Origin of the sequence: Aquimarina rubra (assembly GCF_042684305.1) — a bacterium.
GTDB classification, from domain to species: Bacteria; Bacteroidota; Bacteroidia; order Flavobacteriales; family Flavobacteriaceae; genus Aquimarina; species Aquimarina rubra.
Window position 1 is genome coordinate 293339 of the sequence record NZ_JBHULE010000008.1, and the last position, 12736, is coordinate 306074.

At 36.4% G+C, this 12736-nt stretch carries 17 protein-coding genes; 11 read left to right on the forward strand and 6 right to left on the reverse strand.

Going from position 1 to position 12736, the window contains the following annotated elements; genetic code table 11:
* The first annotated feature begins 131 nt into the window (after positions 1-131).
* Complete coding sequence (locus tag ACFSR1_RS05525; protein WP_378290433.1) at positions 132-311, forward strand: hypothetical protein; 180 nt, start codon at positions 132-134, stop codon at positions 309-311.
* A gap of 513 nt (positions 312-824) precedes the next feature.
* Here the strand turns inward: ACFSR1_RS05525 and ACFSR1_RS05530 are convergent.
* The 3 genes from ACFSR1_RS05530 to gcvT form a co-directional block, all read right to left on the reverse strand.
* Positions 825-1238 (reverse strand): thiol-disulfide oxidoreductase DCC family protein, encoded by a 414-nt coding sequence (locus ACFSR1_RS05530; RefSeq protein ID WP_378290435.1) that lies wholly within the window; start codon positions 1236-1238, stop codon positions 825-827.
* A gap of 63 nt (positions 1239-1301) precedes the next feature.
* On the reverse strand, positions 1302-2117 hold the full coding sequence (locus tag ACFSR1_RS05535; RefSeq protein WP_378290437.1) for a sugar nucleotide-binding protein: 816 nt from the start codon (positions 2115-2117) through the stop codon (positions 1302-1304).
* 93 nt (positions 2118-2210) lie between these two features.
* The gene (gcvT, locus tag ACFSR1_RS05540) at positions 2211-3293 is read right to left on the reverse strand and encodes a glycine cleavage system aminomethyltransferase GcvT (RefSeq protein WP_378290439.1); all 1083 of its coding nucleotides are present in this window, start codon (positions 3291-3293) and stop codon (positions 2211-2213) included.
* 198 nt (positions 3294-3491) lie between these two features.
* Between gcvT and ACFSR1_RS05545 the strand changes: the two genes are divergently transcribed.
* The gene (locus ACFSR1_RS05545; RefSeq protein ID WP_378290441.1) at positions 3492-3905 is read left to right on the forward strand and encodes a DUF3052 domain-containing protein; all 414 of its coding nucleotides are present in this window, start codon (positions 3492-3494) and stop codon (positions 3903-3905) included.
* 75 nt (positions 3906-3980) lie between these two features.
* Positions 3981-4382 (forward strand): hypothetical protein, encoded by a 402-nt coding sequence (locus ACFSR1_RS05550; protein ID WP_378290443.1) that lies wholly within the window; start codon positions 3981-3983, stop codon positions 4380-4382.
* A 127-nt stretch (positions 4383-4509) separates the two neighbouring features.
* Here ACFSR1_RS05550 and ACFSR1_RS05555 read toward each other — a convergent pair whose 3' ends face one another.
* Positions 4510-4944 carry a hypothetical protein gene (locus ACFSR1_RS05555; RefSeq protein WP_378290445.1) on the reverse strand — a complete coding sequence of 145 codons (435 nt, stop codon included), beginning with the start codon at positions 4942-4944 and terminating at the stop codon, positions 4510-4512.
* Positions 4945-5235: 291 nt separating this feature from the next.
* On the opposite strand from ACFSR1_RS05555, the gene ACFSR1_RS05560 reads away from it, so the two are divergent.
* From ACFSR1_RS05560 to ACFSR1_RS05590, 7 genes are all read left to right on the forward strand, one after another.
* Positions 5236-5664, forward strand: coding sequence for a hypothetical protein (locus tag ACFSR1_RS05560; RefSeq protein WP_378290447.1), 429 nt, complete (start codon positions 5236-5238; stop codon positions 5662-5664).
* Positions 5665-5961: 297 nt separating this feature from the next.
* A complete protein-coding gene (locus tag ACFSR1_RS05565; protein ID WP_378290449.1) occupies positions 5962-6699 on the forward strand; it encodes a hypothetical protein in 738 nt (245 codons plus the stop codon).
* Between the two features lie 7 nt (positions 6700-6706).
* Positions 6707-7825, forward strand: a complete 1119-nt coding sequence (locus ACFSR1_RS05570; RefSeq protein WP_378290451.1) for a DUF1266 domain-containing protein — start codon at positions 6707-6709, stop codon at positions 7823-7825.
* A complete protein-coding gene (locus ACFSR1_RS05575) occupies positions 7818-7961 on the forward strand; it encodes a hypothetical protein (protein ID WP_378290453.1) in 144 nt (47 codons plus the stop codon). The genes ACFSR1_RS05570 and ACFSR1_RS05575 overlap by 8 nt, the downstream gene beginning before the upstream one ends.
* Positions 7962-8138: 177 nt before the next feature.
* On the forward strand, positions 8139-8732 hold the full coding sequence (locus ACFSR1_RS05580; RefSeq protein WP_378290455.1) for a hypothetical protein: 594 nt from the start codon (positions 8139-8141) through the stop codon (positions 8730-8732).
* Positions 8733-9481: 749 nt separating this feature from the next.
* Positions 9482-9781 carry a GIY-YIG nuclease family protein gene (locus ACFSR1_RS05585; RefSeq protein WP_378290457.1) on the forward strand — a complete coding sequence of 100 codons (300 nt, stop codon included), beginning with the start codon at positions 9482-9484 and terminating at the stop codon, positions 9779-9781.
* Positions 9782-10278: 497 nt separating this feature from the next.
* Entirely contained in the window at positions 10279-10920 is a 642-nt protein-coding gene (locus tag ACFSR1_RS05590) for an SDR family oxidoreductase (protein ID WP_378290459.1), read from the forward strand.
* Positions 10921-11014: 94 nt separating this feature from the next.
* On the opposite strand, the gene ACFSR1_RS05595 is transcribed toward ACFSR1_RS05590, so the two are convergent.
* On the reverse strand, positions 11015-11392 hold the full coding sequence (locus ACFSR1_RS05595; RefSeq protein WP_378290461.1) for a hypothetical protein: 378 nt from the start codon (positions 11390-11392) through the stop codon (positions 11015-11017).
* A gap of 15 nt (positions 11393-11407) precedes the next feature.
* Positions 11408-11716 (reverse strand): hypothetical protein, encoded by a 309-nt coding sequence (locus ACFSR1_RS05600; protein WP_378290463.1) that lies wholly within the window; start codon positions 11714-11716, stop codon positions 11408-11410.
* A gap of 398 nt (positions 11717-12114) precedes the next feature.
* On the opposite strand from ACFSR1_RS05600, the gene ACFSR1_RS05605 reads away from it, so the two are divergent.
* Positions 12115-12471, forward strand: coding sequence for a GIY-YIG nuclease family protein (locus ACFSR1_RS05605; RefSeq protein WP_378290464.1), 357 nt, complete (start codon positions 12115-12117; stop codon positions 12469-12471).
* Positions 12472-12736 lie beyond the last annotated feature (265 nt).

Here is a 12736-nt window from a genome sequence, read left to right on the forward strand (position 1 = left end):
TTTTCGATATGTCGGAATAACCAAATAGGGGGAAAACCCCTATAGGATTCTTAGCTAAAGTCCCCTTATTTTGTGTGATAGATAACTATACTTTTGAACCACACTTATTAATAAACCTTAATACACTCATTATGAAACGGCTTTTTCTACCCATAGCTTTAATCTCATTTGCAGTAATATGTTTGAGTATTGTACACATAGATAATGTAAATCAGCTTGATAAAGAATACAATCAGTTAAGAGAGAAGCATCAAATTGAAAAAACAACCGATGCCAAAATCACCACTGTCGAGAAATTCGATACAAAGTGAAGAGCAGATCAAGATACGTTACCGTCCAATCAGGAAAAGGAAGTAATTTCTTCTGATTCGGAAAAATAAAGGGAAAACAAAAAAAGTAACGGATCACTCCAAGACTGTCTTATCCATTATGATAAGACAGTTTTTTGTTATATACGAATATAGAACTACAGTTTTTGGTGTTTCAGCTACCATAAACGATGTTATGAGACCATTATTAATTATGGACTCAACGAATTCTAATTAAACCCCAACGAATTCTAAAACACCTACCATAGTAGTGACTAATCATGATTACTTTTAAACCGTAATTAAAGGATGGTCTTTTTTTGCTCACCAAATCATTGAAACCCAAAATAAGGATGAAAAAGCTTTTAATACCATTTATACTAATTTGCTTTGCAGTAGCATGTTTAGGTTTTGTTCATATAGATAATATGAATAAAGCTGAATTGAATAGGGTAACATCAAAGGGGGGAAGTTTTGATTTTAATTCATAGTGCTATTGCAAAAGTAAATGGTATGTCATTGGTCAATAAAGAGTGCTTTTAGCTCTTGAGTTGGAATCATACAACTCTCTTTTTTGCCAAACCATTTATATCTGTTTTTCGAAATAATATCGTAAACACAATCTCTTAAGAATTTTGGGAGGATCAGAAAAACAGAAAGTAACGGATAACCACCAGACAGCTGCTTTGCTATATGCAAGGCAGCTGTTGATTTATGATAGTATGCCATGGATGGTTCGATAAGGAGGATCGTATCCAATTTAGAAATATCAATACCTCTTTCTTCGGCTAATTGTCGACCTATTTCGCTTTGTAAGGAAGCATATCTAAACACATCGTTTTTGTCACGTTTAATGATAAAATTAACAGCTCCGTTACAGAGATTACATACTCCATCAAACAGAATAACTTTTTTCCCTTCAAGATTCATAATGCAAAGATAAGTACGAATTACGAATTCTGCATATGGATTATCATTTCATTAAGATTGGTATTATTTTATAACAATCGAATCAATCACCTGTCTGGTAGTAATCTGTAGGTTTTTAGGTAACAAATTATCTTTAGGTAATACGGCGAGATATCTATCATTGTTAGAATCAAAAACTTGTTTAAATGTGGGATGTTCTAACTGTAGCATATCACATATTTCTGTTATGAGATCCAAATGATAAATAAGATCCGTGCTACCCAAATGAAAAATACCTTTTTTTCCTCGATTGATGATATAATGTAATTGCTGAGTAAGTTTCGAAATAGATGTGGCATTGATAATTACATTCGGAAAAACTTCTATCGGAGCCTTAAGATCGTGTAAGGTTTTAAGTTCTTGTACTCGTGGAGTGCTGGCCCCAAAAATCATCGGAATTCTAGCTATTACATATTTATGGGTTGGTAAGCGCATTAATGCGTTTTCGATTTTGATTTTCAACCTACCATAAACACTATTACTTAAGGTTTTATCATATTCATAGGATGGGTAATTACTAAAAGTATCAAAAACATTAGCACTAGATAGAAATATCAGTTTAGAAGTATTCTTTTTTAACCAGTTGATGATCCGCTGGTGCGCATCTAATTGAGCATTAAAATTACCTCTGATCGCAGAAACGATTATAGTGGGCTTTAGATTGTCTAATAATATAGAGATATCTTCCAGTTCCATATCATACTGAAAGAATTTCTGATTTTTCTCATAAAAAGGGTTATCCGTATGATAGGTACCATAGGTATCAAAATAGGAGTTAAGCTCTTTATAAAGAGCGTTTCCTATAAAACCACTGGCTCCTATGATAAGAATCTTTTTCAATACTCTTGTATGCTAAAAAAAGTTAAGTTTCTAAGATCACTAAATTCTGTAATCCTGAAACTTAACTTAAGCTTTATTATTGTTATAAAATAATTATCCTTTATAAAAAGGTAATTTTACTACCGTTGCCGGAATCGCTTTTTTACGTACCTGGATATTAATTTTACTACCTGGTGTAGCAAAAACTTTAGGTACATAACCTAAACCAATTCCTTTTCCCAGAGATGGTGACATGGTACCAGACGTTACAATTCCTATTTTTTGACCATTGCCATCTACGATATCATAATCATGTCTGGGGATTCCTCTTTCATCTAATTCAAAGCCTACAAGTTTTCTTTCAGCTCCGTGTTCTTTCTCTTTTGCTAATGCATCAGAATTTATAAATTCTTTGGTAAATTTAGTAATCCACCCTAATCCTGCTTCGATCGGAGAGGTTTTATCATTAATATCGTTTCCATAAAGACAATATCCCATTTCCAAACGCAAAGTATCTCTTGCTGCCAAACCAATAGGTTTGATTCCAAAGTCCGCACCTGCTTCTAATACTTTATTCCAAATTTGTTGTACTTCAGAATTTTTACAATAAATCTCAAAACCACCGCTACCAGTATATCCGGTCGCCGAAATAATTACGTGTTCGATACCTGCAAAATCTGCTACTTCAAAGGTGTAAAACTTCATCGCTTCCAGGTCTACAGAGGTTAAAGATTGCATTGCCGATGCAGCTTTTGGTCCCTGAATCGCTAATAATGAATACTCTTCAGACAGGTCACGCATATCGGCATTCATCGTATTATGACTTTTAATCCAATCCCAATCTTTCTGAATATTAGAAGCGTTTACCACTAATAAATACTTTTCGTCTGCTATTTTATAAACAATCAGATCATCTACAATACCTCCTTTATCATTAGGTAAGCAACTATATTGGGCTTTTCCATCTATAAGCTTGGATGCATCATTAGAAGTCACCTTTTGAATCAAATCCAAAGCATTAGGCCCTGTGATTAAGAACTCACCCATATGGGATACATCAAAAACACCCACACCATTTCTAACGGTCTCGTGTTCTATATTAACCCCTTCGTATGATACCGGCATATTATATCCGGCAAACGGAACTATTTTGGCACCTAATGCAGTATGAGTTTCTGTTAATGCAGTGTTTTTCATAATCGTTCGATTTGTAGAATTAAGAATCAAATGGACGCCGAAAGTAAAAAACTTTGTGCTGGTAAACAATGCTTTTATATGATAAATTGTTAACTTTTTGCTAATCCTAAAGCGGATTATTACGGATATGATAATCCCAAATACGAGTTTCAGTGTTTTTTTATAACTTTATCAAGTATCGTAATTAATTAAATAATTATGCCCGCAGGTTATTCTGGAACTCCACTTGCTAAAAAACTTGGATTAAAGGAAGGAGCAACAGCTTTATTTTATAATCTTCCGGATCACTATTGGAATCTTTTTTCTGAGATACCTAAAAATATTACAAAGCTTTACGAAGTTGGATCAACAGAGGCAGATTTTATTCATATGTTTTGCACCAGCAGTGAGGAGTTAAAAAAAGTTGCTCCGCTACATAAAAATGCATTAAAAAAAACAGGAATGTTATGGGTGAGTTGGCCTAAAGGAAGTTCTAAAATACCTACAGACCTTAAAAGAGAGCTTATAAGAGAATATGTATTAGAGATAGGATTAGTTGATATTAAAGTTGCTGCGGTTGACGAAGACTGGAGTGGTTTAAAGTTTGTATATCGGGTATCAGATAGAACATAACTTCCATAATTTACAGTTTATAGATTGAAGCAACCTAACACCATATGTTGCATCTACATCATAAACCTTATTGTTATGAAAAAATTAGCTTTACTTTTTTTAATTCCGCTTTTGTGTGTATCCGCCTGTAGCAATGATGATGATACCATCAGTAATCCTGATTTATTGGGAAAATGGAGATTGGTGGCGCAATTAGTGGATCCAGGTGACGGAAGTGGGACTTTTGAATCTGTAAATAGTGATTTAGAGTTAGCGTTTTTAGCAGCGGGAGTACTTCAGGTTTCTAACGGAAATTTATGTTCATTGGCGTTGGATACAGAAGGAAATAGTACAGAAAGTTATTCTGTAGATGAGAATACGATCAGCGTCGCGTGTACTAATCCAGTAACTATTAGTTTTGAAATCAAAGAAGGAAGCTTATTTCTTTACTATGCTTGTATAGAAGGATGCGCACAGAGATATCAGAAACTTCCTTAAAACGTTTACAAAACAATTTAATTGAAACTAATCATAACAAACAGCAAATCCCGTCCTAAAAATAGAACAGGATTTGCAAAATAACCCCCATCAATTAAGGTAACTAAACTTAATGATTTCTAAATGATTACTGCATCAGCTTTTTAGATAACTCCTGCAATTCTGCTGACTTAGCCGTCATGTAATCACTTAGCTTTTTTACATCATCACCAGAAAGGTTCCCCATTACCTCCTGAGCTTTGGTACCTAATTCTTGGCCTTTTTGACCTAAGGAAGCAAAAGCAGTCATATCCTTACTTTCTACTACTTTCTTATATTCTTCTATATAAGCTTCATAAGAATTAACATATTCCTGCACTTTTTCGTCGCTAAAACTAGGTACTCCATCTGATGCTGCGGTTTCAGTTTTGTTATCATTGCTTTTTTCTTCTGATGTTTCAGTTTTCTCAACTTCTTCAGTTTTGTTAGCACTATCAGAAGTTTCAGATTTAGTTTCGTTTTTACAAGAAGCTGTAAAAAGAACAGCAATAATTAATACGAAGTTTAAAATGGTTTTTTTCATGATTTTTATATAAGTGTTAATGAATTGGTTTGTTATGATTAACACTACAAATGTATGCTGAACAGCATTGTTACCAAACACTTTTTTCAGTGAAAAAAACACCCTGAAAACAGGGTGCTCTTGGATTCTAAAATATTAAATAGCTATATACGACCTAGCTATTTTTAATATACTACAATTAATTGTTTAGATTTGTTATTTAATCAGTGCTTTGAGTAGTTTGTCGATTTATAGGAAAAATTTAAGATATTCACTACTCCATTAGACTACGAATTATGATATTTTTGCCCCATGCAATATCTAAAAGACTCTACATATTATAAGGATGCCATTCAGGAATTAAATTATCCTTTTGGTGATTTTTATTTGTTTGATGGATTTGTCATAGGCGAAATCAAAGAAGATATGGTGATTACTTGGGACGATCACGCAAAAAAATTGGTAGAGGACCTCACTTATTTTTATGATCACAATGGCGAAAACGTGGTTTATATTACCAATAGAGTTCATTCATACGCAGTGAAACCCAGTGATTGGATAAAGTTTTATAAGAGTGATTATAAAATGAAAGGTTATGGTATTGTTAGCTATACTCGCAAGGGACTGCTAAATTCGTTAATAGAAAAATTGTTTATCAAAAGTAATTTTAAAAGTTTTGAATCCCTTGAAGAAGCCATTCATTGGGCAAAAAGCTTAGCCACATCTTCTGTTGCAAAATAGGCGCTACTTATTCGTTTTACTTACATTGGTATTATTGGTGTAATCTCATGTACCCCAATATAATCTATAGGATGAGTTCTTCAGAATTCTCATTGGGATTTTTTGATATGTAAAGATTTCTAAAAATAATACTTTGATTATCATCAGCTACAAACTTTTAATAGATTAGGTACCCGAATTTTATTGTGTAGATAGGATAAACCTTGTAATTTTCCCATACAAACGGTGGTTTACAGGGGTGATTTTTATACAGAATAGTAGTTATTTTGAAATCATTGAAATTGATAAACCTGTAGTATGCCTATCCAAACCATCAGTGAACACTTAGAGCATTATAAGACCTTAAAAAGCCAATTTGTTTCTCCGTATAACAAAATGGAAATCCTTATGGAGGCTCGTTTACATAAAAAGATCATCAGTACAGGTTTAGTCGAAAATATTAAGAAGAAACCGGTAGTCGTATTTTATACCACATCCAACCAAACAGAAGTGCCAAAAAAAGATTGGACACAGCAAATGAAAAAAGCTGCTGTCGACTATGCCGTGGAATATCCGGTTCCAGATGCTGGGAAAACATATTCTCTCTTTGGGAAAATCCTATTTTCTACTACTATAATTGGGGTTGTAGGTGCCTGTGCACTGATTTTTTATTTACTTTATTTCAGTACACCGCAATTTAAAATGAACCTAGAAGAATTTGTGTCTTTGCCCAAAAAAGGAGATCGCTATTATGGATTTATTCATCAAACTATAGATGATGAACAAAAGCCTTTTTTGGCTCACGGTTGGATTAAAATAATAGATGTGAATGCAGATAGTACGTGCACATACGTTTTGAGTACCGATCCAGGAGCTCTCACTTTTGATACTTTAGACGCAGAGCATACTAGTTTTTCTGATACGGCTATTCAAGGAAAATTTAATGCAGATGAACGTGCGCAGAAAGTAACGATTATTTCTCAAGACAAGCGTTCCAGATTTGATGCTCAGGTGATGAGCAATAAGATTAAAAATTATAAAATTAGTGTAGAGTAGATCAACTATGGAATTATTACAGAATACACCACTAAGTCGTAAAAATCCACCTAAACACGATACTTTTTTACAAGCATATCAAAATTTAGAACAGAATACCAAAGTAGGATTGTCGATATTAGGGACAGCCACCTTATTTTTTGTTTTGGTAATAGGGATGGGGTTTTATGAAGTTTTCGGAAACCCTTCTTTAGGAGATGGTATGCCTGCTAGTAGTTTGTTAGCTCCTGATTTTATCGGAATTGTTATCGGGGTTGCTGCATCCATATCTTTTATCATGTTTTTTCTAAACACACAGAGAAAACAAGCTATTAAGGAACAGCTTACCTATTACAAATTAGGAAATGTTGTTCCGCTTACTATGGATCAAAAGAAAGCAATCCGACTTAATTTAGTGCACATGTTTTATGGTGGAGCCTGGTCAGAGACGTTAGAAGTTTTTCCGTGTACTATTCGATTAGGAGATCAGAAATTTAAACCTAAAGCCTTTGACATACAATACGATAAATTATACCAACAGTATCTAAACGAAGATTGGGGTATTTTAAACAAGGCCCAATATCTTGATATGGTAGCTAGATTGTTTGAAGGAATGCATTCTAAATGGTTTGCTCAGGATATTGAGTCAGATGCGGCAGAGGATATGATAGATCAACTATCCGGTCTTACTAAAATTGACCAAAAGTATATCAGAGATTGTGGACAAAGCTCTGATGACAAACCTAAGAAACTAATCTGGGGATTTGACTTATTCAGGGTGATTCCAATGAGCAGATGGGCCTTTATGGCTGGATATATAAGCGAGGATCAAGCCTGGAAAAACGTGCTGAAAGCATCAGAGCTCATCTATTTTTTATTTGATAGTCACGAAGATTTTTATGATAATTATCGTGTTGGACATGCTTTTTGGAGCAATAATTTTGAAGCCTGTACAGATCGATTGGAGAAATGGACATACTTTAAAGAACATTGTAATTGGCCTGCGAGGAATTTAGATTGGTCACAACCTGCTACTGTAGAAATGCACGAAAACATGAAAACGAATTTTGCACAGCATCTATTATCCATACAAAAAGAACAGCAAAAAACAACGATCGGTTTCCGGAAACCGGATGAAAGTGAGTGATTACGCTAATTATAATCGTAAAAATGCCGAATTATTAGAAGAGTTGGTTGGTGAGACTTCTAGATCTTCAATCTTTATGGCACGTCTGAAGTGTAAGTTGCCGTATGGATTTTCATTCAGAACCGGGCAAACGTAAAAATACTCAGCAACCCTGAGTTCATCTAAGTGAAGAAAAGAAAAAGGATTCAAAGAATAAAGTTTTATCAAAAGAACAGATAACAATGCCGTACCTAAAGAAAGTAGTATTTCAGTTATTTGGTATCCTTCCTATAAAAGTTCTATTTCCTAATATATCAAATGCTATACTTACATTATGAAGAAACAATTAAAAAAAATATCGTTTTTAGTAGTCAGTCTGTTACTTGCCAATCCGTTCTTTGCACAAGAAAGAAAATTCGACACCGTTATTGTGAAAAGGCAAATAGCTACCAATGACTACGAGACAGATACGCTACTGGTTCAAAAAAATAGCATGAGGAGTAACCAGGTTTTAGTAGGTACCATGTTACTTAAAGATTCCAGAAAACTAAGCAGACTTTCTTTAAGCGGAGTAGAAGCCCTTAGTTTGGAAATGATAGATACTTGTGACGAAGGGCAAGAAGCATCTTCATCTTTTGGACGTAGTCGATATAAGCTACACGAAAATATTACCGATATACAACGAAAAGATAACATCGTTACCATTGATGTACAATTGGTTTCTAATTGCTGTAATGACTTTTTAGGAGAAGCAGATACTCGCGGAGATATGATTTGGTTGGGTTATATGGATTATGGTGACAACTGTTTATGTTATTGTACATACCATCTTAGATACAAGTTTGATATCACAAATCTAGACGCTAATATGGGATTAAAATATATCGGCTTTAGTGAAAAAAACAGAAAAAGAATTCCAGGATTATAACTGTTTTATCCACATAGAAAAAGAAAGAATGATGAATGAGACTTCGAGTACGCGAATGCTGAGCTGTGCCGGGCTTCGAGTGCCTCAGCCCTCGGGAAACGATATTTTTGAACACCATGTATTCCCGAACCCTGAGGCTCTCGAAGGGTGAGCTGTGCCGGGCTTCGAGTATGCGAATGCTGAGCAATGCCGGGTTTCGAGTGCCTCAACCCTCGGGAAACGATATTTTTGAACACCATGTATTCCCGAACCCTGAGGCTCTCGAAGGGTGATTCTGGTGGAACCGGGTTTCGAGTATGCGGATGTTGAGCTGTGCCGGGCTTCGAGTGCCTCAACCCTCGGGCGAAATATCGAACCCTGAGGCTCTCGAAGGGTGAGCTGTGCCGGGTTTCTAGTGCGCGAATGCTGAGCTGTGCCGGGCTTCGAGTGCGCGAATGCTGAGCAATGCCGGGTTTCGAGTGCCTCAACCCTCAGGAAACGATATTTTTGAACACCATGTATTCCCGAACCCTGAGGCTCTCTAAGGGTGATTCTGGTGGAACCGGGTTTCGAGTACGCGGATGCTGAGGTGTGCCGGGCTTCGAGAGCCTCAGTCTCCCCAATAGTATTAACCCTGATTAACCAAACGCTAGCGGTCGTTGAGGTACTCGAAACGAAAGCGTACTTGTACCCTCGAACCCTGAGTGGTCACAGGGTAACAATTGCTGAATTACAGACACATATTAGTATGAATGTAAAATATCATGTATATGAAAGGTTATATGTATATATTAGAATGTAGTGATGGAACGTATTATACGGGTAGTACAAAGGATTTAAAGAAAAGATTACAGCAACATCAAGATGGAGAAGGGGCTAATCATACTAAGAAAGGATTACCTGTAAAACTTTTATACTACGAGCAATATGATAGGATAGATACTTCCTTCTATAGAGAAAAACAAGTACAAGGCTGGAGTAGAGCTAAGAAAGAAGCATTGATGAGAGGGGAGCTAGATGCATTGCCTGGATTATCCATGGCATATCGTGATAAGGAGATCTTCAATTGAGAATACGGACTTCGAGAACCTCAGCCCTCGAGGTGTATCCGAAGGGTGAGGCTCTCGAACCCTGAAGTACTCTGAGTCCCCTGAAAACTCTGAGAACCCTGAAATGATACATTGAGCCTACCGAAGTACAGCCCTCGGATGATGATCGAACCCTGAGCCCTTCGACACGGCTCAGGATAAACTTTGCCGAAGGGTAAGTTGTTATACTGAGTGTACCGAAGTACAGCCCTCTGGTAGGAATCGACACTTCAAACCCTGAGGACCCTGAGCGAAGCCGAAGGGTCGAAGGGTGAGACTTCAAGCGCCTCAGTCTCCCCAATAGTATTAACCCTAAGTAACCAAATGCTAGCGGTCGTTGAGGTACTCGAAACGAAAGCGACTCCTTTGCCTTTGGCTTGATTCAGTATGAACTAGGCTGAGCGGTAATACAACCGTTAATTCCCCGTTAAACAGCTGTGTTTTCTTGGTTTTTTTACAAAGGAAGGCTATTTTAAAGTATGGAAAAAATATTAGTTATAGGTGCAACAGGCACCACAGGAAATAAAGTCATTAATGAATTACAAAACCATCAAAATTATGAGCCTATCGCCATGGTACGTAAACCCGAGCAGCAGTCTCAGTTTGAGCAGCAAGGTGTAAAAACCATTCTGGGAGATCTAACAGAAGACGTTACGCACGTTACCGAAGGAATAGACAAAGTAATTTTTGCAGCAGGTTCTAAAGGGAAAGCTTTGGACGCCGTAGATCGTAAAGGAGCCATGAAAATTGTAGATGCTTCTAAACGTCATAAGGTACAAAAGTTTGTTATGCTAAGTTCTATAGGAGCAGATCAACCGCAGCAATCTGATCAGTTACAAGAATACTTACAAGCAAAAAATGATGCTGATGAATATTTGGGAAATAGCGGATTGGATTTTACCATTGTAAGACCCGGAACGCTAAGTGATGATACTCCTACCGGAAAAATTACTATAAGTAAAAGCCTGGAGAATAAAAAAGGATCTATTCCTAGAGGAGATGTTGCAAAGGTATTGGTACACAGCCTGAAGGATGCGGTAGCAAATCGTGAGGTATTCGAAATCTTAAATGGAGAACAACACATCGAAGAAGCTGTGATGACCGTGCCGAGTGTCAACTAGACACGCTTTTATTATTAAATATTTAATACAAAGTGTACAACTGAAATCCTGCAAGCTGTCAGATGCTTGCAGGATTGTTATTTTTAGCGAAGGTTTAATGCAGCGCGTACATTCGTTGTTTTTTACGCTCGATCCAATAAAAGAATAACATGCCCAGGAAGTAGAGTGCTACGTCTAGCCAATCCGAGGTATAGCGTATCATATGCTTTGGTAAATACCATTCAAAATAAAGGGAATATCCCATAGTTACCACCATCAATAGCGGAAGAGGTAATATCATATTTTCATCACTTTTTAACTTTCTAACTATAAATTGACATACGTATAAAACGATAGGCATACATAAAAAATCATTCACGTGGTTTTGTATAAGTATAGGTAAGTCGATATTCAATTGCTGAAAACTATAAATAACCAGAGCAACGAAACAAAAGAAGAGGAAATAGTAACGATATACTAGTTTAGTAGTCATTTTCACCATTTTGATTTATGCCGCTATATATCCTATTACAAAAGCTAAGAAAGATCCTATTGCCAGGACAACAATCCAAATAGAATAAAAGAATTTGGCGGTATAGCGTATAAATATATTTTGATGTTCTTTAGCTTGTTCAAAAAACAGCGTAATCTTGTTTGGTTTTTGTTCCTTTATAGCTTTTTGTTTTTGTTCTAGTCGCTGTTTTCTTTCTTGGTTTCGTTTCAGCGTGGAGTTGACCAGAGTTCCGCACTCTTTGCAATAATCTCTATTTAAATTTAAGGTTCCGCAATTGGGACACTTTCTGTAAATATCACTCATAGTTAGTTGTTCTTTTCATAGCTACTTAAAGAAACCAAATTTCGATTAGATATAGCGTTATATTAACGTATTTTAAAGAATAGCTTAGTACTTTTTCTTAAAATTAAAAGACATCGGACTTCGGCTCCGTGGATGTTGCCCCTGTCGAAGTACAGTACTTGAGTGAGACTTCGAGAGCCTCAGTCTCCAAACTAGTTCCGACAGGTGAGACTTCGAGTGCCTCAGTCTCCAAGTTAGTTCCGAAGGGTGAGGTTCTCGAACCCTGATTAACCAAATGCTAGCGGTCGTTGAGGCTCTCGAAACGAAAGCGGACTTGTACCCTCGAACCCTGAATGGTCAATGGGTAACAATTGCCGAATTACAGACACATATTAGTATGAATGTAAAATATCATGTATATGAAAGGTTATATGTATATATTAGAATGTAGTGATGGAACGTATTATACGGGTAGTACAAAGGATTTAAAAAAAAGATTACAGCAACATCAAAACGGAGAAGGGGCTAATCATACTAAGAAAAGATTACCAGTAAAACTTTTATACTACGAGCAATATGATAGGATAGATACTGCCTTCTATAGAGAAAAACAAGTACAAGGCTGGAGTAGAGCTAAGAAAGAAGCATTGATGAGAGGGGACATTGAAGAATTACATATGTTGTCAGAGTGTAAAAATGAAACGCATTGGAGGGAAAAATATTCCTTATTCTTTGATAACGACAACGGTCTTCGGCTACGCTCAGACCTCGGATGATGATCGAACTAAGAGCCCTTCGACACGGCTCAGGATAAACTTTGCCGAAGGGTAAGTTGTTATACTGAGTGTACCGAAGTACAGCCCTCGGGTAGGAATCGACACTTCAAACCCTGAGAACCCTGAGCGAAGCCGAAGGGTCGAAGGGTGAGACTTCGAGAGCCTCAGTCTCCCCAATAGTATTAACCCTAATTAACCAAATGCTAGCGGTCGTTGAGGCTCTCGAAATGAAAGCGAGTCGAAGTGAAATCAAATAGGAATTGTG

Bases quoted from the DNA above. Each gene is read 5' to 3' on its own strand.
- ACFSR1_RS05580 (WP_378290455.1), top strand. From the start codon at position 8,139: ATGAAGAAACAATTAAAAAAAATATCGTTTTTAGTAGTCAGTCTGTTA.
- ACFSR1_RS05530 (WP_378290435.1), bottom strand. From the start codon at position 1,238: ATGAATCTTGAAGGGAAAAAAGTTATTCTGTTTGATGGAGTATGTAAT.
- ACFSR1_RS05560 (WP_378290447.1), top strand. From the start codon at position 5,236: ATGCAATATCTAAAAGACTCTACATATTATAAGGATGCCATTCAGGAA.
- ACFSR1_RS05550 (WP_378290443.1), top strand. From the start codon at position 3,981: ATGAAAAAATTAGCTTTACTTTTTTTAATTCCGCTTTTGTGTGTATCC.
- ACFSR1_RS05605 (WP_378290464.1), top strand. From the start codon at position 12,115: ATGAAAGGTTATATGTATATATTAGAATGTAGTGATGGAACGTATTAT.
- ACFSR1_RS05600 (WP_378290463.1), bottom strand. From the start codon at position 11,716: ATGAGTGATATTTACAGAAAGTGTCCCAATTGCGGAACCTTAAATTTA.
- ACFSR1_RS05595 (WP_378290461.1), bottom strand. From the start codon at position 11,392: ATGACTACTAAACTAGTATATCGTTACTATTTCCTCTTCTTTTGTTTC.
- gcvT (WP_378290439.1), bottom strand. From the start codon at position 3,293: ATGAAAAACACTGCATTAACAGAAACTCATACTGCATTAGGTGCCAAA.
- ACFSR1_RS05570 (WP_378290451.1), top strand. From the start codon at position 6,707: ATGGAATTATTACAGAATACACCACTAAGTCGTAAAAATCCACCTAAA.
- ACFSR1_RS05555 (WP_378290445.1), bottom strand. From the start codon at position 4,944: ATGAAAAAAACCATTTTAAACTTCGTATTAATTATTGCTGTTCTTTTT.
- ACFSR1_RS05525 (WP_378290433.1), top strand. From the start codon at position 132: ATGAAACGGCTTTTTCTACCCATAGCTTTAATCTCATTTGCAGTAATA.
- ACFSR1_RS05565 (WP_378290449.1), top strand. From the start codon at position 5,962: ATGCCTATCCAAACCATCAGTGAACACTTAGAGCATTATAAGACCTTA.
- ACFSR1_RS05545 (WP_378290441.1), top strand. From the start codon at position 3,492: ATGCCCGCAGGTTATTCTGGAACTCCACTTGCTAAAAAACTTGGATTA.
- ACFSR1_RS05585 (WP_378290457.1), top strand. From the start codon at position 9,482: ATGAAAGGTTATATGTATATATTAGAATGTAGTGATGGAACGTATTAT.
- ACFSR1_RS05590 (WP_378290459.1), top strand. From the start codon at position 10,279: ATGGAAAAAATATTAGTTATAGGTGCAACAGGCACCACAGGAAATAAA.